This window comes from Kitasatospora sp. NPDC059673 (genome assembly GCF_042734215.1).
Lineage (GTDB): Bacteria > Actinomycetota > Actinomycetes > Streptomycetales > Streptomycetaceae > Kitasatospora.
Genome location: NZ_JBHWEN010000002.1, coordinates 396,149 through 418,697, shown reverse-complemented (window position 1 = coordinate 418,697; position 22,549 = coordinate 396,149). Strand labels below are relative to the sequence as shown.

Annotated in this window: 17 protein-coding genes; 8 read left to right on the top strand and 9 right to left on the bottom strand. The window is 74.0% G+C overall.

The window, feature by feature from the left end; genetic code table 11:
* The first annotated feature begins 6 nt into the window (after positions 1-6).
* From ACFV18_RS04220 to ACFV18_RS04185, 8 genes are all read left to right on the top strand, one after another.
* On the top strand, positions 7-825 hold the full coding sequence (locus ACFV18_RS04220; protein ID WP_380478993.1) for an SDR family oxidoreductase: 819 nt from the start codon (positions 7-9) through the stop codon (positions 823-825).
* Positions 826-891: 66 nt separating this feature from the next.
* Positions 892-4,299, top strand: a complete 3,408-nt coding sequence (locus tag ACFV18_RS04215) for an amino acid adenylation domain-containing protein (RefSeq protein ID WP_380478991.1) — start codon at positions 892-894, stop codon at positions 4,297-4,299.
* Between the two features lie 63 nt (positions 4,300-4,362).
* Entirely contained in the window at positions 4,363-6,180 is a 1,818-nt protein-coding gene (locus ACFV18_RS04210; protein ID WP_380478989.1) for a non-ribosomal peptide synthetase, read from the top strand.
* A 74-nt stretch (positions 6,181-6,254) separates the two neighbouring features.
* Positions 6,255-6,455 (top strand): MbtH family protein, encoded by a 201-nt coding sequence (locus tag ACFV18_RS04205; protein ID WP_380478987.1) that lies wholly within the window; start codon positions 6,255-6,257, stop codon positions 6,453-6,455.
* Positions 6,456-6,506: 51 nt separating this feature from the next.
* Positions 6,507-11,870, top strand: a complete 5,364-nt coding sequence (locus ACFV18_RS04200) for a type I polyketide synthase (RefSeq protein WP_380478985.1) — start codon at positions 6,507-6,509, stop codon at positions 11,868-11,870.
* On the top strand, positions 11,870-13,105 hold the full coding sequence (locus ACFV18_RS04195) for a cytochrome P450 (protein WP_380478983.1): 1,236 nt from the start codon (positions 11,870-11,872) through the stop codon (positions 13,103-13,105). Before ACFV18_RS04200 ends, ACFV18_RS04195 begins: the two co-directional genes overlap by 1 nt.
* Positions 13,102-14,181: a methyltransferase gene (locus tag ACFV18_RS04190; RefSeq protein ID WP_380478981.1), complete on the top strand. Its 1,080-nt coding sequence runs from the start codon at positions 13,102-13,104 to the stop codon at positions 14,179-14,181. The genes ACFV18_RS04195 and ACFV18_RS04190 overlap by 4 nt, the downstream gene beginning before the upstream one ends.
* 190 nt (positions 14,182-14,371) lie before the next feature.
* The gene (locus tag ACFV18_RS04185) at positions 14,372-14,806 is read left to right on the top strand and encodes a VOC family protein (protein ID WP_380478979.1); all 435 of its coding nucleotides are present in this window, start codon (positions 14,372-14,374) and stop codon (positions 14,804-14,806) included.
* A 36-nt stretch (positions 14,807-14,842) separates the two neighbouring features.
* On the opposite strand, the gene ACFV18_RS04180 is transcribed toward ACFV18_RS04185, so the two are convergent.
* The 9 genes from ACFV18_RS04180 to paaA are packed head-to-tail and all read right to left on the bottom strand — an operon-like array spanning position 14,843 to position 22,500.
* A complete protein-coding gene (locus tag ACFV18_RS04180) occupies positions 14,843-16,096 on the bottom strand; it encodes a kynureninase (protein ID WP_380478977.1) in 1,254 nt (417 codons plus the stop codon).
* Positions 16,093-16,962 carry an alpha/beta hydrolase family protein gene (locus ACFV18_RS04175; RefSeq protein WP_380478975.1) on the bottom strand — a complete coding sequence of 290 codons (870 nt, stop codon included), beginning with the start codon at positions 16,960-16,962 and terminating at the stop codon, positions 16,093-16,095. Before ACFV18_RS04175 ends, ACFV18_RS04180 begins: the two co-directional genes overlap by 4 nt.
* Positions 16,955-17,791 carry a tryptophan 2,3-dioxygenase gene (locus ACFV18_RS04170; protein WP_380478973.1) on the bottom strand — a complete coding sequence of 279 codons (837 nt, stop codon included), beginning with the start codon at positions 17,789-17,791 and terminating at the stop codon, positions 16,955-16,957. The genes ACFV18_RS04175 and ACFV18_RS04170 overlap by 8 nt, the downstream gene beginning before the upstream one ends.
* A 19-nt stretch (positions 17,792-17,810) precedes the next feature.
* The gene (locus ACFV18_RS04165; protein ID WP_380478971.1) at positions 17,811-18,584 is read right to left on the bottom strand and encodes an SDR family oxidoreductase; all 774 of its coding nucleotides are present in this window, start codon (positions 18,582-18,584) and stop codon (positions 17,811-17,813) included.
* Positions 18,585-18,640: 56 nt separating this feature from the next.
* Complete coding sequence (locus ACFV18_RS04160) at positions 18,641-19,738, bottom strand: 2Fe-2S iron-sulfur cluster-binding protein (protein WP_380478969.1); 1,098 nt, start codon at positions 19,736-19,738, stop codon at positions 18,641-18,643.
* Between the two features lie 6 nt (positions 19,739-19,744).
* Positions 19,745-20,323, bottom strand: a complete 579-nt coding sequence (gene paaD, locus ACFV18_RS04155) for a 1,2-phenylacetyl-CoA epoxidase subunit PaaD (protein WP_380478967.1) — start codon at positions 20,321-20,323, stop codon at positions 19,745-19,747.
* Entirely contained in the window at positions 20,320-21,120 is an 801-nt protein-coding gene (gene paaC, locus ACFV18_RS04150; protein WP_380478965.1) for a 1,2-phenylacetyl-CoA epoxidase subunit PaaC, read from the bottom strand. The genes paaD and paaC overlap by 4 nt, the downstream gene beginning before the upstream one ends.
* A complete protein-coding gene (paaB, locus tag ACFV18_RS04145; protein WP_380478963.1) occupies positions 21,110-21,445 on the bottom strand; it encodes a 1,2-phenylacetyl-CoA epoxidase subunit PaaB in 336 nt (111 codons plus the stop codon). Before paaB ends, paaC begins: the two co-directional genes overlap by 11 nt.
* On the bottom strand, positions 21,442-22,500 hold the full coding sequence (gene paaA, locus ACFV18_RS04140; protein ID WP_380478961.1) for a 1,2-phenylacetyl-CoA epoxidase subunit PaaA: 1,059 nt from the start codon (positions 22,498-22,500) through the stop codon (positions 21,442-21,444). The genes paaB and paaA overlap by 4 nt, the downstream gene beginning before the upstream one ends.
* Positions 22,501-22,549: the final 49 nt, after the last annotated feature.

The window sequence follows — 22,549 nt, the reverse complement described above, 5'->3', positions numbered from 1 at the left end:
AGACAGATGCGGGTTGAAGGACAGGTCGCGGCCATCACGGGCGCGGCCCGCGGACTCGGACGCTCCCACGCGTTCCTGTTCGCCAGGGAGGGGGCCGACCTGCTGCTGGTCGACCGCTGCCGGGAGGACGGGCCCTACCCGCTGGCCGGCCGGCGGGAACTGGAGGAGACCGCCGCCGAATGCCGACGGCTCGGCGCGCGGGTCGTCACCGCCGTCGCCGACGTCCGCGACCAGGCCTCGGTGGACGCCGCGGTCGCCGCCGGACTCGCCGAGTTCGACCGGATCGACATCCTGCTGAACAACGCCGGCCTGCTCGCCCCCGGCGGCGTCCGCTCGCACGAACTCAGCGAGCAGGACTGGAGCCTGGTGGTCGACGTCAACCTGAACGGCACCTGGCGCTGCTGCCGGGCCGTGCTGCCGGTCATGGTGGAACAGGGCGGCGGGTCGATCGTCAACACCGCCTCGGTCGGCGGGCTGGTCGGCTACGAGATGTACTCCAGCTACGTCGCCTCCAAGCACGCCGTGATCGGCCTGACCAAGGCGCTGGCCCTCGAGTACGGCCGGTCGGGCATCCGGGTCAACGCGGTCTGCCCCACCACGGTCGCCGCCGAGGACCGGCTGGACACCCGCTCCACCGCCGCGGTCGCGGCCAGCATGGGCGCCTCGCTCGCCGACTACGAGCGCAGCTCCACCTCCTACCACCCGATCGGCCGGCTGGTGACGGCCGAGGAGGTGTCGGCCGCCTGCCTCTGGCTGGCCGGCCGGGAGTCGGCCGGCACCACCGGCTCCGCCCTGGTCGTCGACGGCGGATTCACCGCCCGCTGACACCGCCCGACGGCACCCCCCGACGGGCACCCTCAGGCACCCCCATCGGCACAGGAAGGAGAGGCAATGACCGGGCAAGCGGACCAGGCGCGCTCCGGAGACCCGCTGGAGCAACGGCTCGCGGCGCTCGGCCCGGCCCAGCGGGAGCTGGTCCGGAAGATCATGGAGCAGGGCGCGCCACAGGCACCCGAGGGCGTCCGGCGACGGCCCGCGAACCTCACCGAGATACCCGCCTCCTTCGAGCAGGAGCGGCTCTGGTTCATGAACGAGCTGCTCACCCACCGGGAGATCTTCCACGTCCCGATCGCCCTGCGGATCACCGGCGACCTGGACACCGAGGCACTGCGCCGGGCACTGCGCCGGCTGACCGACCGGCACGAGGCGCTGCGGACGGTCTTCACCGACACCCAGGACGGGCCCCGGCAGATCGTGCTGGACACGATGGCGATCGAGCTCCCGGTGGCCGACTGCACCGCCGCGCCCGACCCGCGGGCCGAGGCCCGCCGCCTCGCCGCGCAGGCCGTCACCGAGCCCTTCGACCTGCGGACCGGGCCACTGCTGCGCTGCGCGCTGTACCGGACCGGCCCGGCCGAGCACCTGCTGCTGATCGTTCAGCACCACATCGTCTCCGACTACTGGTCGCTGGGAATCCTGCTGGGCGACCTGGGCGCCTGCTACGCCGCCGAGACGGGCCACCCGGCCGAACTCGAAGCGATCGACCTGCACTACCCGGACTTCGCCGACTGGCAGCGCCGGACGATGAACGCCGACGCCCTCGGCGAGCTGCTCGACCACTGGCGGACCCGGCTCGCCGACCTGCCCGGCACCCTGGAACTGCCCACCGACCGGCCCCGGCCGCCGATCCGCTCCAGCCAGGGCCGCTTCCACCGGGTGGAGTTCCCGCCGGAGCTGGTCACCGCGATGCGCGCGCTCGCCAAGGAGTGCTCCACCACCCTGCACGTCACCTTCCTGGCGGCGTACTTCGCGCTGCTGGAGCGCCTGACCCGCCGTCAGGACCTGGTCGTCGGCGTGCCGGTGGCCGGCCGCACCCGGCCCGAACTGCAGCGCATGGTCGGCTACTTCCTGAACTGGCTGCCGGTCCGGGTCCGGCTGGACGGCCGGCCCTCGCTGCGCGAGCTGGTGGTCCGCACCCGGGAGGCCTTCACCGCCGCGCTGGCCCACCAGGACCTGCCCTTCGACATGCTGGTGCGCGAGCTGCAGCCGTCCCGGACCCCCGGGGTGACCCCGGTGTTCCAGACCTCCTTCAGCCTGCGCGACTCCGCCCCCACCGTGCCCGCGCTGCCCGGCCTGGAGACGGAGTTCGCGGACCTGGACGGCGGGGCGACGCACTTCGACCTGATGGCCGAGCTGTGGTGCGAGGGCGAGGCGGTGGTCGGCTACTTCCCGTACGACGACGAGCTGTTCGACGAGACCACGGTGGCCGACTTCGTCCGCTGGATGACCCGGCTGCTGGCGGAGGGCACCGCCCGGCCGGACCTGCCGATCGCCGCCGTCCCGCTGGCCGCCGTCCCCGCGCAGGCCGTCGCCGGGCCGGCCGCTGCCGCCCCCCGGGCCGCCACCACCCTGCACGGCGCGTTCCGGGCCCAGGCCGAGCGGCGGCCGGACGCGGTCGCCGTCAGCGACGACCGGGGCTCCCTGAGCTACCGCGAACTCGCCGAGCGGGCCGACCGGTTGGCGCACCGGCTGCGCGGGGAGGGGGTCGGCCCCGGTACGGTGGTCGGCCTGCTGGTGGAGCGCACCACCGACCTGGCGGCGGCCGTGCTCGCCGTGCTCCAGTGCGGCGCGGCCTACCTGCCGATCGACCCGGACAACCCGGCCGAGCGCACCGCCGTCCAGTTCGCCGACTGCGCGGTGACGGTGGCGGTGGTCGCCCCGGCGCTGACCGGCCGCCTCCCGGACCGGCCGGTGCGGGCCGTCCCGCTCGACGCGGACGCCGGGCCGCAGGACACCGGCCCCGTTGCCCCGGTGGACGTGCCGACGCCACCCGAGTCGCCGGCCTACGTGATCTACACCTCCGGATCCACCGGCGTCCCCAAGGGCGTGGTGGTCTCGCACGCCAACGTGCTGGCACTGTTCGACGGCGCCCGCCGGGACTTCGAGCTGGGCGAGGACGACGTCTGGACGATGTTCCACTCGTACGCCTTCGACTTCTCGGTCTGGGAACTGTGGGGCGCGCTGCTGCACGGCGGCCGGCTGGTGGTGGTCCCGTACTGGATCACCAGGGCGCCCGACGCCTTCCTCGACCTGCTGGAGCACGAGCGGGTCACCGTGCTGAGCCAGACCCCGTCCGCGTTCGCCCAGCTGGCCGCCCTGGCCGCCCCCGAGCGGCGCGAACTCGCCCTGCGGTACGTGGTGTTCGGCGGCGAACGGCTCGACCTGGCCACCCTGTCCGGCTGGCTGAACACCTACGGCGACCAGGCGCCGCAGCTGGTCAACATGTACGGCATCACCGAGACCACCGTCCACGTCACCTTCCGCCCGGTGACCGCCGCCGACGCCGGACAGTACGCCTCGCCGATCGGCCGGCCGCTCGCCCACCTCGCCCTGTACCTGCTGGACGAGGAACTCCAGCCGGTGCCGGACGGCATCCCGGGCGAGATCCACGTCGGCGGCGCCGGAGTGGCGTCGTACTACCAGGCCGCGCCGGCGATCACCGCCGCCCGGATGGTCCCCGACCCGTTCACCGCCGAACCCGGCGCCCGGATGTACCGCAGCGGCGACATCGCGGTGCGCCGGCGCGACGGCGAACTGGTGTACCTCGGCCGGGCCGACCAGCAGCACAAGATCCGCGGTCACCGGGTGGAGACCGGCGAGATCCGCAGCGCGCTGCTGGCCCTGGACGGCGTCGCCCAGGGCGCGGTGTTCGTCACCGACGACCGGCTCGGCGGCAAGAGCCTGCTCGCCTGCGTGGTACCGGCCACCGACCCGGACCGCGCCGCCGCCCCCACCCCGACCCAGATCCGCCGCGGACTGCTGCGCACCCTGCCGGAGTGGATGGTCCCGGCGACCGTGCTGCTGGTGGAGGAACTGCCGCTCACCCGCAACGGGAAGCTCGACGAGCGCGCCCTCGCCGCACTCCAGCGCCAGGAGACCCGCCTGCGCGAGCCCTCCGAGCCGCCGCACGGGCCGACCGCCCTGGCGCTGGCCGCGATCTGGGAGGAACTGCTCGGCGTCACCGGCATCGGCGGCGAGGACAACTTCTTCGAACTGGGCGGGCACTCGCTGATGGTGGTTCAGCTGGTGTCCAGGATCCACCGCTCGCTGGGCGTCGTCGTCCCGATGGAGACGCTCTTCCTGCGGCCGGAGCTCCAGGCGATGGCCGACGGCCTCGACGAACTGGAACAGAGCGCCGACACCGGGCTGGCCGTGGCCGGCGAGGACTGGATCGAGGGCCTCTCGGAGGCCGAACTCGACGCCATGCTGGCGGCCCTGGACGACGAGGACCGAGCCTGACCCGACCCGCACGGCCGGCGCCGACCGGCCGTCCATCCAGGCAACACCGAGGGAGCACCGTACGTGGACCGCACCGTACCTGCGGCAGTGGAACAGCACGCCAAGGCAACACCCGACGCCCTCGCGATCGAGCGCGACGGCGAACAACTCAGCTACCGGGAGCTCAACTCCCGGGCCAACCGGGTGGCCCGGGAACTGCTCGGCCGCGGCGCGCGCCGCGGCTCGGTGGTCGGCGTCCACCTCGGCCGCTCCGCGGAGTGGGTGATCGCCGTCCTCGGCGTCCTCAAGGCCGGCGCGGTGTGCATGTCGCTCGACCCGAAGGCCCCCGCCGAGCGGACCGCCCGGGCGATCGCGGCCGCCCGCCCGGTGGCCGTGCTGACCGGCCGGCGCGACGGCGGCACCCCGCCCGAGGGCGCGCCGGTGATCCTGCTCGACACCCTCGCGGCCGGCCCGGAGGACGAGGAGAACCCGGGCGTGGAGCTGCGCCCCGAGGACCTCGCCTTCGCCATGCACACCTCGGGCTCCTCCGGACGGGCCAAGATCGTTCTGGCGCAGCACAGTTGGCTCTCCGAAGGGGTCCGGCGCGGCGTCGCCGTCAACCGCACCACCGCGGCGGACCGCGGCTCCTGGCTGGCCCCCGCCGGCGCCGGGATCGCCGTCCACGAGGTCTGCATGCTGCTGTGGGCCGGCGCGAGCATCCACATCTGCGAACCGGACGTGGTCGCCTCCCCGGTGGACCTGCGGGTCTGGCTGCTCGACCACGCGATCACCCAGACCTTCGTCATCACCCCGGTCGGCGAGGCGCTGCAGGCCCTGGAGTGGCCCGCGGACGGCCCGCTGCGCCTGATGACCCTGGGCGGCGACAAGCTCAACAGCTGGGCCCCACCCGGCCTGCCGTTCGAGGTCGCGGTCTCCTACGGCTCGCTGGAGGCCTTCCAGATCGCCAACTCGCTGCACCCCTGGGAGACCCGCCGCACCCCGGCCACCGCCACCGCCGCGGACCGGGCCGCCCCGCCGCCGGTCGGCGAGCCGCTGCCCGGCGTCGGCGTGCACCTGCTGGAGGAGGACCTCACCCCGGTGGAACCGGGTGCCATCGGCGAGGTCTGGGTCGACTCCCCCTCCCTGTCCCTGGGCTACCTCGGCGACCCGGCGACGACCGCCGACCGGTTCCGGCCGAACCCGTTCGGCGAGCCCGGCAGCCGGCTCTACCGCAGCGGCGACGCGGGCCGGCTGCGCGCCGACGGGATCCTGGAGCACCACGGCCGGATCGACGACGTGGTCAAGATCCGCGGTCACCGGGTGGAGGTGGGCGAGGTCGAGTGGGCCCTGGCCGGACACTCCGCCGTCCGGCAGGTCGCGGTGGTCGGCGCGCGGGAGGAGGCCGGGCCGCTCCAGCTGGTCGCCTGCCTGGTCACCGACGGCAGCGCCGAGCCGCGTGAACTGCGCGCCTGGGCGGTCGAGCGCCTGCAGGACTTCATGGTCCCGGTCGCCTACGTGCTGCTGGACCGCCTGCCGGTCAACACCTCCAACAAGATCGACCGGCTGGCCCTGCCACCGCAGGGCTGGCAGCGCTGGCGCCCGGCGGGCCCGTACCGGGCGCCGGAGGGTGAACACGCCGTCGGGCTCGCCGAACTGTTCACCGAACTCCTCGCGGTCGAGCGGGTCGGCGCGGACGACGACTTCTTCGAGCTGGGCGGCGACTCCCTGCTCGCGGCCCAGCTGCAGACGCGGATCGGCGAGCGCTTCGGCGTCCGGCTCGGCCTGGAGGACCTGATGGGCGGGGCCACCCCGGCCGAGCTGGCCGAGCAGGTGGCGCGCGCCGCCGCGGCCGGCGCCGGGATCGAGCAGCTGGCGCCCATCACCCCGCGAACCAGCCACTGAAAAGAAATAATCGACGGATTTTCCGCCCCGCATCGAATAGTGGTGCGGTACGATTCTGCGAGCCGGGAGGCGAAATGACCGACGACGGTCGCCACTACCACGTTGTCATCAATGCGGAAGAGCAGTACTCGATCTGGCAGACCGATCGACCGATTCCCGCAGGATGGTCCGAAGCCGGCTTCAGTGGCTCCAAGGAAGCCTGCCTGGCGCACATCGCAGAGGTGTGGACGGACATGCGGCCGCTCAGCCTGCGGAATCGGCTCGGGATCGCATAGCAGCGCTCAGAACACACGACGTGAGCTCCACCGAAAGCTAGCGGAGGACATGTGAACGGGCAGCACGGGCAGGAATTCGAGGACGCCATCGCCATTGTCGGGATGAGTTGCCGGTTCGCGCCGGATCTCGACAATCCGGAGAAACTCTGGAAATACCTCGTCGATGGCAGCAGCGCGATAAGCGAAATGCCCGACAAGCGCTGGGACCCGTACGCGGCACAGAGCCCGGACGCGACCGCGATCCTCCGCCGCACCACGCGGAAGGGCATGTACCTCGACGACATCGAGGGGTTCGACGCCGAGTTCTTCAGAATCACCCCGCGGGAGGCCGAGTTCCTCGACCCGCAGCAGCGCATCCTGCTCGAACTCGCCTGGGAGGCACTGGAGAACGCCGGCGTCCCCCCGCTCGGCCTGCGCGGCAGCGGCGCCGGCGTCTACATGTCGGCCAACTCCAACGACTACGGCCGACGGCTGCTGGAGGACCTCCCCCGATCAGGGGCGTGGGCCGTCAACGGCACCACCTTCTACGGGATGGCCAACCGCATCTCGTACTTCCTCGACGTCAACGGCCCGAGCATGGCGGTCGACACCGCCTGCGCCGGCTCGCTGACCGCCCTCCACCTGGCCTGCCAGGCGCTGCGCTCCGGCGAGACCCCGGTGGCCATCGCCGGCGGCATCAACATCATCGCCACCCCGGCGCTCAACGTCGCGCTCGACGCGGCCGGAGCGACCTCCCCCGACGGCCGCAGCAAGGCCTTCGACAAGGCCGCCGACGGGTACGGCCGCGGCGAGGGCGCGGGCGTGGTGGTCCTCAAGCGGCTCGCCGACGCCCAGCGCGACGGCGACCCGATCCGCGCCCTGATCATCGGCACCGGCGTGTTCCAGGACGGCCGCTCCGACGGCATGATGGCCCCCAGCGGCAAGGCCCAGGAGCACATGCTGCGGGAGGTCTACCGGCGCTCCGGCATCGACCCCGCCACGGTCGGCTACCTGGAGGCCCACGGCACCGGCACCCAGGCCGGCGACCGCGCCGAAGTCCAGGCCCTGGCCGCCGTGTTCGGGCAGGCGCGCGACACCGAGGACCCCTGCCTGCTCGGCACCCTCAAGCCCAACATCGGCCACGTCGAGGCCGCCTCCGGCATCGCCGGCACCATCAAGGCCGTCCTGGCCATGGAACACGGCGAACTGCCGCGCAGCGTCCACAACGAGCCCAACCCCGACCTCGAACTCGACCGCTCCGGGCTCCGCCTGGTCGCCGAGACCACCCCGTGGCCGGCCGGCCCCGAGCCCCGCCGGGCCGGCGTCTCCAGCTACGGCGTCGGCGGCACCATCTCCCACCTCATCCTGCAGGAGGCGCCCGCGCCGCAGAGCGCCCCCGCCGCACCGGCCCTGCCGGTCCACCGGGCCGAGGAGGAGCCCCGGCTCTTCCCGCTCTCGGCGATGTCGGAGGCCGGCCTGAAGGCGCTGGCCGGAGCGAGCGCCGCCTGGCTGCGCGCCAACCCCACCGCGAACCTGGACTCGATCGCCCACACGCTCACCCACCGCCGCTCCCACCTCGACTCCCGGGCCGCGCTGCTGGCCGACTCCGCCGCCGAACTGGCCGGCCGCCTCGACCTGCTGGCCGCCGGCGAGCGCGCCCCCGAACTGGTCACCGGCCGGGCCCAGCCCTCCGCCGACCCCGGCGTGGTCTGGGTGTTCTCCGGGCACGGCGCGCAGTGGACCGGCATGGGCCGCGAACTGCTCGGCACCGACCGGGAGTTCGCCGCCGTCATCGACGAGCTCGGGCCGGTCTTCCAGGAGGAGCTGGGCTGGACACCGCGCGAGGTGATCCGCGAGGGCGGCCCCTGGACCGTCACCGTCGTCCAGGCCATGACCTTCGCCATGCAGGCCGCCCTCGCGGCCAGTTGGCGCGCCCGCGGGGTCACCCCGGCCGCGGTGATCGGACACTCCGTCGGCGAGATCGCCGCCTCGGTCGCGGCCGGCGCCCTCGACCTGGCCGACGCCGCCCGGTTCGCCTGCCGCCGCGCCGCCGCCCTGGAGCGGGTCGCCGGACTCGGCGGCATGGCCATGGTCGGCGAACCGCTGGCCGCCGTCGAGGAGCGGCTGAACGGCTGGAACGGCCTGACGGCGGCGATCTCGGCCAGCCCGCGCTCCACCGTGGTCTCCGGCGACGCCGCCGAGATCGACCGGCTGGTCACCGAGTGGACCGAAGCCGGACTCCAGGTCCGCCGGGTCGACACCGACGTGGCCTTCCACAGCCCGCACGTGGACGCCGTCCTGGCCGAGGTCGCCGAGGCCGCCGGCCGGCTCACCGCGCGCGAGCCGCACACCGTCCTGTACAGCAGCGCACTGCCCGACCCGCGCGCCACCGACCTGCGCGAGGGCGGCTACTGGTCGGCCAACCTGCGCGAGCCCGTCCGGTTCGCCCAGGCCGTCCAGGCCGCGATCGAGGACGGACGCCGGCTGTTCCTGGAGATCTCCTCCCACCCGGTGGTCGCCCAGTCGGTCACCGAGACCGCCGAACACCTCGGCGCGGACGACACCGTCGTGGTGAGCACCCTGCGGCGGGACCGGCCGGAGACCGCCACCCTGCTCCGCAACCTCGCCGAACTCCACTGCCACGGCGCGGAGATCGCCTGGCCGGCCGGCCCCGGCAGCCTGCTGCCGATGCCCGCCACCCAGTGGCAGCACCGCCCCTACTGGATCTTCCCGGAGACCTCCGCGGAGAGCCACGGCCGCGGCCACGACCCGGACAGCCACACCCTGCTCGGCGGCCGGATGACCGTCGCCGGCGCGCCCGCCCAGCAGGTCTGGCAGACCCACCTGGACATGGACAGCCGCCCCTACGCGCAGAGCCACAAGGTGGTCGGCGTGGAGACCGTCCCCGCCTCCGTGGTGCTCAACAGCTTCGTCGCGGCGGCCGCGCAGGGCGACACCCTGCCGGGCCTGAAGGACATCGTCTTCCGCACCCCGCTGGCCGCGCTGCCGCCCCGCGTGGTGCAGGTCGTCCTGGACCGCAACCAGATCCGGCTGGCCAGCTGCGTCCAGCGCGACCCCGCCGAGCTCGTGGCCGGCCAGGAAATGGACTGGCTGACCCACACCACCGCCACCATCGACCACGAGGTGCAGGTCGGCGCGGTACAGATGGAGGACCCGCAGGACATCCGGGAGCGCTGCACCGAGGAGTGGACCTGGCACCGGGTCGACACCATGTTCCGCAAGATGGGTGTGGACGGCTACACCTTCCCCTGGGTGGTCACCGAGCTGCGCCGCAACGCCACCGAACAGTTCGCCACGATGATCATCGACCACGAGCCCAAGCTGCACCCGAGCAGCTGGACCGCGGTGATCGACGGCGCGCTGACCGTGAGCGGCGTGCTGGTCACCCACGAGGGCACCACCACCCTGCGCACCTCCTCGCACATCGAGGCGCTCGCCTTCCGCGGCGCCCCGCCCGGACGCATCACCGTCCACACCACCCGCTCCGCGGACTCCCCGGAGACCAGCGTGGACGCGCTGATCGCGGACGAGAACGGCGACGTGGTCTGCGAGCTCAAGGGTCTGCGCTACACCATCGTCCAGGACCGCCCCGGCGGCATCATGGCCCCGCGCGAGCTGGTGCACGAGATCGACTGGCGCGCGGTGGAACCCGAGGAGAACCACCGGATCCGGCAGCTGCTGCTGCTCGGCGACGACACCGTGACCCGAGCCCTGGCCCGGGACCTGGCCGACTCCGGGGTGCGCTGCGTGCAGCTGGGGTCGCCGGCCGACCTGGCCGACGCCGCGCTGGACGAGCCCGGAGCCCTGCTGGTGGCCCCGCCCCGGCAGCAGGACGGGGAGTCGCCCGAGGAGGCCGCCGAGCGCTCCGCCTGGACCCTGATCGAGACCGTCCAGGCGCTCAGCCGCCGGCTCGCCGACCGGCCCGTCCCGGACGCCGAGTCCCCGCTCAAGCTGTGGTGTCTCACCCAGGGCGTCCGGGAGGCCGAGCAGGAGAACGCACTCGCCCATGCCCCGCTGTGGGGAGTCTCCCGGATCACCGCCGGTGAGCGCCCCGACCTCTGGGGCGGCGTGATCGACGTCTCCGGCGAGCTGGCCGCCTTCGACGGCGACACCTCGGACCGGGTGCTGCGGGTGCTCTCGGCCTTCGCCGGCGCGGAGGACGTCATCTCGGTGACCAAGGACAGCACCTCGGTCGCCCGGCTGACCCAGATCGACCGCGCGGCCGGCTCCGGAAGCGTCCAGTGCCACCCCGACGGCACCTACCTGATCACCGGCGGCGTCGGCGCACTCGGCCTGGAGGTGGCCCGCTCCCTGGTGGAACGCGGCGCCCGCCGACTCGTCCTGGTCAGCCGCCGCGGACTGCCGCCGCGCTCCCAGTGGGCCGAGGTCGAGGACGGCGCCGTCCGCGGGCAGATCGACGCCGTCCAGGCCCTGGAGGCGCTCGGCGCGACCGTCCGGGTGCTGGCACTGGACATCGCGGACGCCGACAAGGTGGCCGCGGCGCTCGACCCGTCCGCGCTCGACCTGCCGCCGATCCGCGGCGTGGTGCACGCCGCGGGCGTGGTCAACGACGCCCTGGTCGACCACGTCGACCGGGACGGCCTGCGGCACGCCATGGCCCCCAAGATGCTCGGAGCCATGGTGCTGCACCGGATGTTCCCGCCCGGGACGCTGGACTTCTTCGTGCTCTTCTCCTCCTGCGGTCAGCTGGCCCGGCTCACCGGCCAGGCCAGCTACGCGGCCGGCAACTCCTTCCTGGACGGGCTCGCCGCCCACCGCTCCACGGGCGGACACACCGAGACCACCAGCCTCGCCTGGACGTCCTGGCGCGGCGCGGGCATGGCCGAGACCACCGCCGGGACCACCACGATCGAGGCCGAGTCCCGCGGACTGGGCAGCATCTCGATCACCGAGGCGTTCCGCGCCTGGTCCTTCGCCGACCGCTTCAACAGCCCGTACTACGCGATCATGCGGGTGCTGCCGGAGCGCAAGCTGCCGGTGTTCAGCGAGCTCACCAGCGTCACCGAGGAGGAGGGCGGCGCGCTGCCCGGCGTGACCGACTGGGCGGCCCTGGAACCGGAGGAGCTGCGGGCCAAGGCCACCGAAGAGGTCAACGAGCAGGTGGCGGCCGAACTCAACCTGCCGCCCGAGCAGATCGACCCCAACCGCCCGCTGCTCGACCTCGGCGTCGACTCGGTGCTGACCGTCGGCCTGCGGGTGCGGCTCAACCGGCGCTTCGGCGTCGACCTGCCGCCCACCGTGCTGTGGAGCAACCCGACGGTCAACGCCCTGGCCGAGTCCCTGGTCCAGGAACTCACCCGGCGCACCGCCGAGGAGCAGGCGCAAGCCGCCGACGCGGCCGACGCGGCTGATTCGGCGGCGGACAACGCAACGACGGAGCTCGTGGAGGACTGATGACGCAGGCGCGACAGGATCTCATCGCCCGGCTGGTCGGCGAGTTCGACTGGCACGACCCCGAGTACACCCCCGACGTGGCGGAGGACGTCAACCGCGGCATCAGGGAACGCTCGGGCGTGACCTACACGCCGTCCCACGGCGGGCTGTGGATCCTGTCGCGCCACGCCGACGTCCGGGCGGCGCTGAAGGACCACGAGACCTTCAGCTCCGGATCCGGGGTCTTCCACCCCCGGGCGGCCGGCATGCCGATGTTCTCCCCGATCGAATTCGACCCGCCCGAACACGGCGAGCTGCGCCGCCTGATGGCGCCTCCGCTGCACAACGAGGAGGTGCGCCGGCTGGAGAAGCCGGTGCGCGCGCTCGCCGCCGACCTGATCGACCCGATCGTCCGGCGCGGCCACGGCGACTTCGTGGCCGAGCTGGCCCACCCCTTCGCCATCGGCGTGCTGGCGCTCGCCATCGGCCTGTCCGACCGGGCCCAGTCCCGCGTGCGGGAACTGACCAGCAACCTGTGGCAGCACCTGTCCAAGGACAGCGACGCCGACGACTTCTGGCCGCAGTTCCAGGCCCTGCTGACCGAGGAGGTGGAGGCCGCCCGGGCCAACCCCGGCGACCACTACCTCTCCCGGCTGGCCGCCACCGAGATCGACGGGGAACCGATCTCCGACGAGCGGCTGCACTCGATCATCGTGTCGCTGTGCATCGCCGGCCACCAGACCACCCTCAACACCCTGAGCCGGATGCTCTGGTACCTGGCCGGCCACCCCGAACTCCAGGCCAGGCTGCGCGCCGAGCCCGAGCTGCTGCCGGTCGTCGGCGACGAGACCATGCGCCGCTGGTGCCCGACCGACCGCTTCACCCGGGTCACCACCCGGGAGGTGGTGGTCGACGGCACCGTCATCCCGGCCGGCGCCCGGGTGGTGCTGCTGCTGGACGCGGCCAACCGCGACCCGGCGAAGTTCCCCGACCCGGAGGAGTTCTCGCTCGAACGCGGCACCTCCCACCAGCACCTCAGCTTCGGCTTCGGCATCCACCACTGCCTCGGCGCGAGCCTGGCCCGGCTGGAGTTCCGCACGGTGCTGGGCGAACTCGCCCGGCACCCCGTGTACCACCTCACCGAAGAACCCCACCGGCGCTTCGAGAACGGCCGGCACATCGTGTTCGACGCGGTCAAGGTCCGGTTCGAGGACCCGGCCGCGCAGGACCCGGCAGCGGAAGGAACGGACCGATGACCGCATCCGGTCACCCGACGGACGGGGCGGACGGCCCCGACGGCCTGCCGACGGACGGGGCGGGCGGCCCCGGCGGCCTGGACGGGCTGCTCGGCATCGCCAACGGCATGTGGGCGGCCCAGACACTCACCGCCGCCCTGGACCTCGGCGTGTTCAGCGCCCTCGCCGCCACCGACGGCCTCACCGCCGCCGAGGCGGCCGGGCTGCTCGGCATTCCGGCCCGGCCCGCGGAGGTCCTGCTCACCGCCTGCGCCGCGCTGGGCCTGCTGACCGGCGTGGACGGCCGGTACCGCAACACCGCGGCGGCGGGGCAGTACCTGGTCCGCGGCGGGCCGGACTACCTCGGCGACTACATCACCATGCTCCGCGACCACACCACCCCCGGCTGGCTGCGGGTCACCGAGGCACTCCGCTCGGACACCCCCAGCCGCTGGAAGCCGGAGCAGCAGGACCGGATCTTCGACGCGGAGAACCGCACCACCGCCTTCTGGGACGGCCTCTACCCGCTGTCCGTCCTCACCGGCCGGGCCCTGGCCGCGGCGGTCGACCTCGGCGGCTCGACCCGGCTGCTGGACGTCGGCGGCGGGGGCGGTGGCTTCGACATCGAGTTCTGCCGCCGCCACCCGCAGCTCCGGGCCACCGTGTACGACCTGCCGTTCGTCTGCGCGTACGCCGAGAAGCGGATCGCCGCGGCCGGGCTCGCCGAGCGGATCGGCACCCACCCCGGCGACTTCTTCGAGGAACCGGAGCTGCCCGGGGGCCACGACGCGATCCTGCTCTCGCTGATCCTGCACGACTGGGACGAGCCCCGGAACCGTGCGCTGCTCGCCAAGTGCCACCGGGCACTGCCGGCCGGCGGCCTGCTGGTGATCAGCGAACTGCTGGTGGACGACGCGAAGACCGGGCCGCTGGACGCCGCGCTGATGAGCATGAACATGGTGGTGGGCACCTGGGGCCGCAACTACACGGCCGCCGAGTACGGCGAGTGGCTGCGCGACGCCGGGTTCAGCGACATCCGGACGGTTCCGTTCACCGCGCCCGGGGCGAACGGCGCGGTGATCGCCCGGAAGGCCTGAGGCCGCACCGGAAGGCGCGAAGGGGACGCCCGGAAGGCGTGAAGCCGCACCGGGCCCCTGGCGGAATCCGGCAAGGTTCCCCCGTACGGGTCAACGGGGTCCGTGCGCCGGCCGACCGGTGGTGCAGCATGAGTGGGTCGTGGTCCGGGCGCCTGGCGCCCGGGCCGTTCCCGAGCACCCTGGACACACCATGGCCCACACCGTGCAGATGACCATCGACTGCGAAGACCCGGCGAGCCTGGCCGAGTTCTGGGCCCTCGCGCTGGACTACGTGGTGCAGCCGCCGCCGCCCGGGTTCGACAGCTGGGAGCAGCTCGCCCGGAGGATCGGGATCCCCGAGGACCGCTGGGACGCGTTGGCCGCCGTGGTCGACCCCGCCGGGGTCGGCCCGCGCGTGCTCTTCCAGAAGGTGCCCGAGCGTAAGACCCTGAAGAACCGTGCGCACCTCGACATTCAGGTGAGCGCCCCCGAGGGCCACCGGTCCGAGGCGGGCCAGGCCCGGCTGACCGACCATGTCGCCCGGCTGGTCGATGCCGGGGCCAAGGTGGTCCGCGAGGTGGACGAGCCGGCCGGCTTCTGCGTGGTCATGCAGGACCCCGAGGGCAACGAGTTCTGCGTGGCCTGAACCTGCGCCTCGCACCGGCCCGCACCGGCCCGGGCGTCAGGTCACCACCGCCCGCTGTCCGTCCAGGTAGGGCCGGTGCGCACGCCCGGCGACGATCTCCCGCAGGGTGGTCATGGCGTGCAGCACCTCGGTGTGGGACACGTAGAGGGCGTTGACGCCGAAACGGAGCAGGTCGGGGGCCCGCATGTCGGCGATCACCTCGCGGGCGGCCAGGGCCTGGACCAGGGGATAGGCCTCAGGGTGGCGCAGGGCGACCTGGCTGCCGCGCCGGTCCGCCTCGCGCGGCGTGGCGGGGGTGAACCCGTGCGCGGTGAGTAGGACGTCGGCACAGTCGAGCAGGAAGCCGGTCAGGGAGAGGCTCTTGGCGCGCAGCTGGGCCGGATCGACGCCGTCGAAGACGGTGAGGGCGGCTTCCAGCGCGAGCAGGGAGAGCATCGGCGGGGTGCCGATCCGGGCGCGGGCGATGCCCTCGGCGGGCCGGTACTCCTCGGTGGGGTCGAACGGGTCGGCGTGGCCGTTCCAGCCGGTCAGCGGGTGGTCGAAGCCGGCCTGGTGCCGGTGGGCCACGTAGAGGAAGGCCGGGGCGCCGGGGCCGCCGCACAGGTACTTGTAGCCGCAGCCCACGGCCAGGTCGGCGCCGAGCGCGTCCAGGTCGAGGGGGAGCGCTCCGGCGGCGTGGCACAGGTCCCACACCGTCAGCGCGCCCGCGTCGTGGGCGGCCCGGGTGACGGTCGCCGGGTCGGTCAGCCGGCCGGTGCGGTAGTCCACCGGAGCGCCGAGCACGGCGGCCACCCGCCCGCCCTCCCGGGACAGCAGGTCCGTCAGCGCGTCGGCCGGCACGGCACGCAGCCGCAGGCCGTGCAGCCGGGCGACGGAGGCGGCGAGGTAGCGGTCGGTGGGGAAGTGGTCCTGGTCCACGACCAGCAGCGGCCGGCCGGGGCGGAGCCGGACCGCCGCGCTCAGCGCGTTGAACAACTGCACGCTGGTGGAGTCGCCGACCACCACCTGCCCCGGGGCCGCGCCGATCAGCCGTCCGACCGCGTCGCCGACCCGCAGCGGGGCCTGCCACCAGGCGGCGTCGTTCCAGGAGCGGATCAGACCGGTGCCCCACTGCCGGTGCACCACGTCCGCCAGCACCGGCGGGACGGCCGCGGGCAGGGCGCCGAGCGAGTTCCCGTCCAGGTAGACGACGCCCGGCGGGAGCAGGAAGCGCTCGCGCAGGCCGGACAGCGGGTCGGCGGCATCCAGCGCGGCGGCCCGGGCGGCGAGGTGTTCGACGGCGCCGGTCATGCCGTGCCCCCGGCGCTCCCGGCGGCCTGCTCGGGGGCGAACTCCGCTGCCAGCCGGTGCAGTTGATCCGCGACCGCGCGGGCACCCGGCGCGCCGGGCTCGATCAGGGTGTAGTGGCCGGTGTCCGGCAGCACGACGACCTCCAGGTCCCGGTGGACGGCGGCGTAGTCGGTGAACTGGCCCAGCGGCACTTCCTCGTCCACCGCGCCGTGCAGCAGGACGGTGCGCACCCCGGTGGTGCCCGGCCCGCGCAGCAGGGTGACCGGGTCCACCAGCGCCAGCCGCTCGGGTGCGGCTTCCGGGCCGCCGAGCAGTTGCAGGGCCGCGTCCTCGCTGAGCCGGTCACGGATGGTGGCCCGGAGGTCGGTGATCGGGGCCAGCGCGAGGATCGCGGTCGGCGATGTGGTGCTGTGCCAGGGGGAGTCGGCCGGCAGCAGGGCGCGGGCCCCGGCCCACAGGGCCAGGTGCCCGCCCGAGCAGTGCCCGGCGAGGACGTACGGGCGCCCGGCCGGGAGGGTGTCCACGATCCGTGCGATGTCGTCGAAGGTCTCGGGGTATCCGCCCGCGCCGCCGGAGCGGCGGAAGCCCGGCAGCAGGGTGGTCAGCCCCTGCCGCGCCAGGTAGGCGGCGAACGGCGTCAGGTGCATCCGGTCGTAACGCCAGTAGCCGCCGTGCAGCAGGATCACCAGGGGCGCGTTCTCGTCCGTGCCCTCGGCCGGCCACAGGTCGTAGACCTGGTGCGGGTGGTCGCCGTAACGGCCGTGGACCGGGGCCAGGACCGGCCTGAGGCCGAGGACCCGCCGCTCCTCCTCGGCGGCGAAGGCGGAGATCGTCCTGCCGGTCGCGGTGGTGGTCGGGTCAGACATGGCTGCGCACCGCCCACAGCTCGGGGAAGGGCCGGCGCGCCGCGCGCCGCTCCAGCCAGTCCATCCCGGAGGTGCCGGCGCTGCCCGGCCTGGCGCCCATCGCGCGCCGCACCACCAGCAGGTGGTCGGCGCGCCAGCGCTGCACCAACTCGGCTATGTCGGTGAGCAGTTCACCCAGCAGCAGCAGCGGGTCGTGCTGCGGTCCGCGGTAGATCCGCAGCCACACCCCGACGACGTCCTCGTCCGGCTCGTAGGCCTGGGTGACGTCCCGTCGGAGCACGGCCTGCGGCACCTCGTGGCCCTGGTAGTGCAGGAAGCGCAGCACCTCGTCCCAGAGCGTGGGGGTGTGCAGGTGCTCGGCCAGCTCGGCGTGCTCCACCGGGTCGCCGCGGTGGGCGTCCAGGATCGCTCCGGACTTCTCGCCGAGCAGGAACTCCATCATCCGGTAGCGGGCGGACTGGGCGCCCGAGGCCTGGCCGAACGCGGCCCGGAAGCCGTTGAAGCGCACCGGAGTCAGCGCGGCCAGCGGAGTCCAGGAGGCGTTGAGCGACAGGTGGGCACGGCGGCTGCGCTCCAGCGCGTCCAGCGCCGCCGGCAGATCCTGCTTGGCGAACGCGTCGCAGGCCGTGCGCCACTCGTGCACGATCAGCTTGAACCACAGTTCCATCACCTGGGTGGTGATCAGGAAACCCATTTCCTCGGGCGCATCGGTGAGCGGCTGCTGGAGCGAGCCGAGCACCGACGCGTGCACGTAGTCCTCGTACGGTGAGGTCCCGGCGAAGACGGCCAGCTCGGCGGCGTCCCCGGCGACGGGCGTTTGGTCGATCATCTCTTGGGGCTCCAGGGTGTCAGAGGCCGAGGTGGACGCCGCCGGTCGCGTCGATCCACTGGCCGGTGATCCAGCGGGCGTCGTCGCCGGCCAGGAAGGCCACCACGTCGGCGATGTCGGCGGGTGTGCCGAGCCGGTTGAAGACCGAGTGCGCGGCGAGGGCGCCGCGGATCTGCGGGTCGGCGAGGGTCGGATTGATCGCCGTGTCGGTGAAGCCGGGCGCGACGGTGTTGACGGTGATGCCGCGCGGGCCCAGCTGCACGGCCAGGGCCGGGGTGAGGACGTCCAGTGCGGCCTTGGTCATCGAGTAGGCGGCGATCGCGGGGTAGGCGATCCGGGTGGCGCCCGAGGAGACGGTGACGATCCGGCCGCCGTCGCGCAGCCGGGGCAGGGCGCGCTGGAGGATGAAGAACGGCGCGCGGGTGTTGACGGCGAAGACCCGGTCGTAGTCCTCCTCGGTGACGTCCGCGATGAGCCTGGGCAGCGTGATGCCCGCGTTGTTCACCACGATGTCCACACCGGCCGGCCCGCCGAGCGCCTCCAGACCCCGGTCGAAGCCGTCCCAGACGGCCTCGGCGTCGCCCGGTGCGCCGAGCTCGGCGCACAGGGCGAAGGCCCGGCCGCCGTCCGCCGCGATCTGCTCGACGGTGTCCTTAGCGGCCTGCTCGTCGTGGCCGTAGTGCACGGCCACCAGCGCCCCCTCGGCGGCCAGCCGCAGCGAGATCGCCCGGCCGATGCCGCGGCTGCCGCCGGTCACCAGCGCGGTTCGGCCGGCGAGCCTGGTCGAGGTCATGAAGGTTCCTTCCTGCGCCGGCCCAGCCGGGGACGGCGGTCGGGACGCCCGAGGTCTCAGGCGTCGAAGTCGAGTGCGATCGCATCCGTCTGCGGACGGGCACGGCAGGTGAGCGTGTAGCCGGCCGCCACCTCGTCCCGGCCGAGCACGTGCTGGCTGTCCAGCACCGCCGAGCCGGAGACCACCCGGGCACGGCAGCTGCCGCACAGCCCGACCCGGCAGGAGTACGGTGCGTCCGGCCGGGCCCGCAGGACCGCGTCCAGCAGCGTGCGGTCGCCGGGCAGCATCGGGGCGTCGGAGGTGTGGCCGCCGAGCCGCGCGGTGACCCGGACGCTGCGGCCGACCGGCGCTGCCGCGGCCGCGGCGGGCGTTCCCTCGGGCGAGAAGAGTTCCAGGCGGATCTGTTGTTCGTCCGCGCCGGCCTCGGCGAGCGCGGTGCGGGCCGAGGTCACCAGCCCCGACGGCCCGCACAGGTAGAAGGCGGTGGCCGCGTCGAACTCGGTGCCCGGCGCGGACAGCAGACGCCGCAGCCGGGCGCCGTCGAGCCGACCGGAGAGCAGGTCCGCCTCCCGGCGCTCCCGGGAGAGGACCTGGAGCAGAGTGAACCGGCCCAGGTACGCGTCCTTCAGGTCGGCCAGTTCGTCGGCCAGCAGCAGCGAGCCGGCGCCGCGGGCGGCGTACAGCAGGGAGACGCGGCAGTGCGGGTCCTCGCGCAGCGCCGCCGCGGCCATCGCCAGCAGCGGGGCGATGCCGGTGCCGCCGGCCAGCATCACGTGGTGCGTGACCGGTGCGCCGGCCAGCCGGAAGGCGCCGGTCGGCGGGGAAACCCGCAGACGCTCTCCCACCGCCAGCCGGGTCGTCGCGTACGCCCCGAAGCCGTCCGGACCGGAGCGCTTGACGATCAGCCGCAGCCGGTCGGGGTCGAACGGCGGCGGGCAGACCGAGTAGCAGCGGCGCAGCTCGCGCCCGCCCTGCTGGTGGCGGACCACCAGGTGCTGCCCGGCCCGGTGGGACAGGACCCCGGCCAGCCGGTCCGGCACCGCGAGGGTGATCGCCACGGTGTCCTCGGCGAGGTGCTCCAGCCTGCTCACCGTCAGTGCGTGCCAACCGTGCGGCCCGGCGGGCCGGTCGGTCTCGTCGATCGTGCTCAGCATCTCGCCTCACCCCGCCCTGAACTGCGCGAACGTCTCGCGGCAGGCCGTGCACAGCAGGATCGCCTGGCAACGGGTGGCCCCGAACGGGCTCTGCGGCCGGGTGGCCGACGAGCCGCAGTGCGGGCAGGGCGGCCCGAGCGCCACCGTCACCAGCTGCTCCCCGCCGGGGCGCCCCGGCGGGGCGATCCCGTGCTCGGCGAGCCGGCGCCGTCCCCGCTCGCTGATCCGGTCGGTGCTCCAGGCCGGGACCAGCACCCGGCGCACCCGGCCCGCCGGGTGGCCGGCCTCGGCGAGCGCGCCGTGCACCGCCCGCTCGATGACCTCCATCGCCGGGCAGCCCAGGAAGGTCGGGACGAGCTCCACCTCCGCCGTGCCGTCCGCGCCGATCCGGACCTCGTGCACCATGCCCAGGTCGCCGAGGGTCACCATGGGAAGCTCCGGATCGGGCAACTCCTCGACGGCGCGGCGGAGTTCGGTCAGCGGCTGATCGGTCTGACGCTGATCGGCCGGACGCTGTTCGGCCTGACGCGGGTGCGGCGACCCGGCGGCCGGACCGCCCGCCCGGGCCGGTTCCGGGCCGTTCACCAGGTGCCTCCCGGGTACTGGCGGTGGACCGACTGGAGCTCGGCCAGCAGCAGCCCGAACTCCTCCGAGTGGCGCCCCTCCCGGCCGCCGTCGGCCGACCAGGACGGCTCGGGCACCCGCAGGCCGGCCCGGGCCACCACCTCGGCAACCTCGTGCCGCCAGCGCTCGCGCACCGTGCCCGGGGCGGGGACCAGGCCCGCCGCGTCCAGCCGCGCCACCGCCCCGTCCGCCCCGAACAGCTCGGCGGCGTAGGGCCACATCACCTCCAGGCCGTCCTGCATCCGGCGGCGGCTCTCGGCCGTTCCGAGGCCCAGCCGGACCGTCCAGCCGTCGGCGTGCGACTGGTGGTAGCCCATTTCCGTCGCCGCACGCCCGGCGAAGGCGGCCAGCTCGGGGACGGCGCAGCTCGCCAACTCGGCGTAGTACAAGCGCGCGTAGTGCGTGTAGAGCAGCTGCCGGGCCACGGTGACGGCGAAGTCGCCGTTCGGAAGCTCGGTGAGCAGCGTGTTGCGGAACTCGCGTCCGTCGCGCAGGTACGCCAGGTCGTCCTCGCTGCGGCCGGTGCCGTCCAGGCGGCCGCTCATGGTCAGCAGCACCCGGGCGTGGCCGAGCAGGTCCAGGGCGAGGTTGGACAGCGCCAGATCCTCCTCGATGCTCGGTGCCCGGGTGATCCAGGCGCACAGCCGCTGGGCCAGGATCAGCGCGTCGTCGCCGAGGCCGAGGACGCTGCGGGCCAGGTCGTGCTCCTGGGCCGCCGTCGTCGCGGCGGCGGCACCGGCCGTCGTGTCAGCGCTCATCGCCCGCTCCCTTCGTGGACTCGGACGGCTCGGACGCTCCGGGACCGCCCAGCGGCGCGTAGTCGCCGGGGTAGCGGTACGGCTTGTCCGCCGCGCCGGAGAAGTACGGGTCCTTCTCCTGCGGCGAGACCGCGTGCACCTGGTCCGAGCGGACCACCCACAGGGACTGCGGCTCGCCGCGGCGGGCGAACAGGTCGCGCGCGGTGGCCAGGGCCAGCTCGTGGTCCGCCGCGCGGACCGAGCCGACGTGCTGGTGGGCCAGTCCGCGCCGGTCGCGCAGGAACACCTCCCAGGACGCCGTCCCACTGCCGTTCCCGCCGGTCATGACGCCACCTCCGCCGTCTCGTCGCTGCCGCGCCCGGCGTACGCCTCGGCGGCCTCCCGCACCCAGGCGCCGTCCTGGTGGGCGGCCCTCCGGTGCGCGAGGCGCTGCCGCGCGCAGTGGGTGCCGTTCGCCAGCGCCTGCCGGTAGCAGGGCCAGTCGACGGGAGTGAAGTCGTAGTGGCCGCGCTCCGGGTTCCAGCGGATCGCCGGGTCCGGCAGGGTCAGGCCCAGGCTCTCGGCCTGCGGCGCGGCCAGGTCCACGAAGCGCTGGCGCAGCTCGTCGTTGGTGTGCTGCTTGATGCCCCAGGCGATCGCCCGCCGGGAAACCGCCGAACCGACCGCCGTGCCCGCGCCGCCCGCCTCGGTGTCCGGCGGGCCGAACATCAGCGCGACTGCGGGCAGCCACCAGCGGTTCACCGCGTCCTGGGCCATCCGGTGCTGCTCCGGGGTGCCCCCGCTCAGCGCCAGCAACTGGTCGTAGCCCTGCCGCACATGGAATGCCTCCTCCTGGCAGACCCGGCGCATCGCCCGGGCGTAGGGGCCGTAGGAGGTACGGGTCAGCGGCACCTGGTTGACCACCGCGGCGCCGTCCGTGAGCCAGGCGATGGCGCCGGTGTCGGCCCAGGTCAGCGCCGGGTGGTCGAAGGTCGCCGCGTAGTGCTGCTGGCCGCGGTGCAGCGCGTCCAGCAGGTCGGCGCGGTCCACACCCAGGGTCTCGACCGCCGAATACAGGTACATGCCGTGCCCGGCCTCGTCCTGCACCTTGGCCAGCAGGCCCGCCTTGCGGTACAGGGACGGCGCGCGGGTCAGCCAGGCGCCCTCCGGCTGCATGCCGATGATCTCCGAGTGCGCGTGCTGGGCGATCTGCCGGATCAGCATCCGCCGGTAGCCGTCGGGCAGCCAGTCGCGCGGCTCGACGGTCTCGCCGGCCGCCACCAGCGCCTCGAACTGCGCGAGCAACTCCTGGTCGCTCTGCGGCAGTTGACCGATCTGTGCGCCCTGCCCGGAGGCCGGCGCGGGTCGCGTCGGCGGATGCCCGCCGGTCCTGTTGGCCACTCCCTCAACTCCCCTGCCGGTCCGGGGCGCCGCGCACCGTCGCGATCGG

Coding starts and splice junctions, on each gene's coding strand:
- ACFV18_RS04220 (WP_380478993.1), top strand. CDS start 7: ATGCGGGTTGAAGGACAGGTCGCGGCCATCACGGGCGCGGCCCGCGGA.
- ACFV18_RS04215 (WP_380478991.1), top strand. CDS start 892: ATGACCGGGCAAGCGGACCAGGCGCGCTCCGGAGACCCGCTGGAGCAA.
- ACFV18_RS04205 (WP_380478987.1), top strand. CDS start 6,255: ATGACCGACGACGGTCGCCACTACCACGTTGTCATCAATGCGGAAGAG.
- ACFV18_RS04195 (WP_380478983.1), top strand. CDS start 11,870: ATGACGCAGGCGCGACAGGATCTCATCGCCCGGCTGGTCGGCGAGTTC.
- ACFV18_RS04190 (WP_380478981.1), top strand. CDS start 13,102: ATGACCGCATCCGGTCACCCGACGGACGGGGCGGACGGCCCCGACGGC.
- ACFV18_RS04185 (WP_380478979.1), top strand. CDS start 14,372: ATGGCCCACACCGTGCAGATGACCATCGACTGCGAAGACCCGGCGAGC.
- ACFV18_RS04180 (WP_380478977.1), bottom strand. CDS start 16,096: ATGACCGGCGCCGTCGAACACCTCGCCGCCCGGGCCGCCGCGCTGGAT.
- ACFV18_RS04175 (WP_380478975.1), bottom strand. CDS start 16,962: ATGTCTGACCCGACCACCACCGCGACCGGCAGGACGATCTCCGCCTTC.
- ACFV18_RS04170 (WP_380478973.1), bottom strand. CDS start 17,791: ATGATCGACCAAACGCCCGTCGCCGGGGACGCCGCCGAGCTGGCCGTC.
- ACFV18_RS04165 (WP_380478971.1), bottom strand. CDS start 18,584: ATGACCTCGACCAGGCTCGCCGGCCGAACCGCGCTGGTGACCGGCGGC.
- ACFV18_RS04160 (WP_380478969.1), bottom strand. CDS start 19,738: ATGCTGAGCACGATCGACGAGACCGACCGGCCCGCCGGGCCGCACGGT.
- paaC (WP_380478965.1), bottom strand. CDS start 21,120: ATGAGCGCTGACACGACGGCCGGTGCCGCCGCCGCGACGACGGCGGCC.
- paaB (WP_380478963.1), bottom strand. CDS start 21,445: ATGACCGGCGGGAACGGCAGTGGGACGGCGTCCTGGGAGGTGTTCCTG.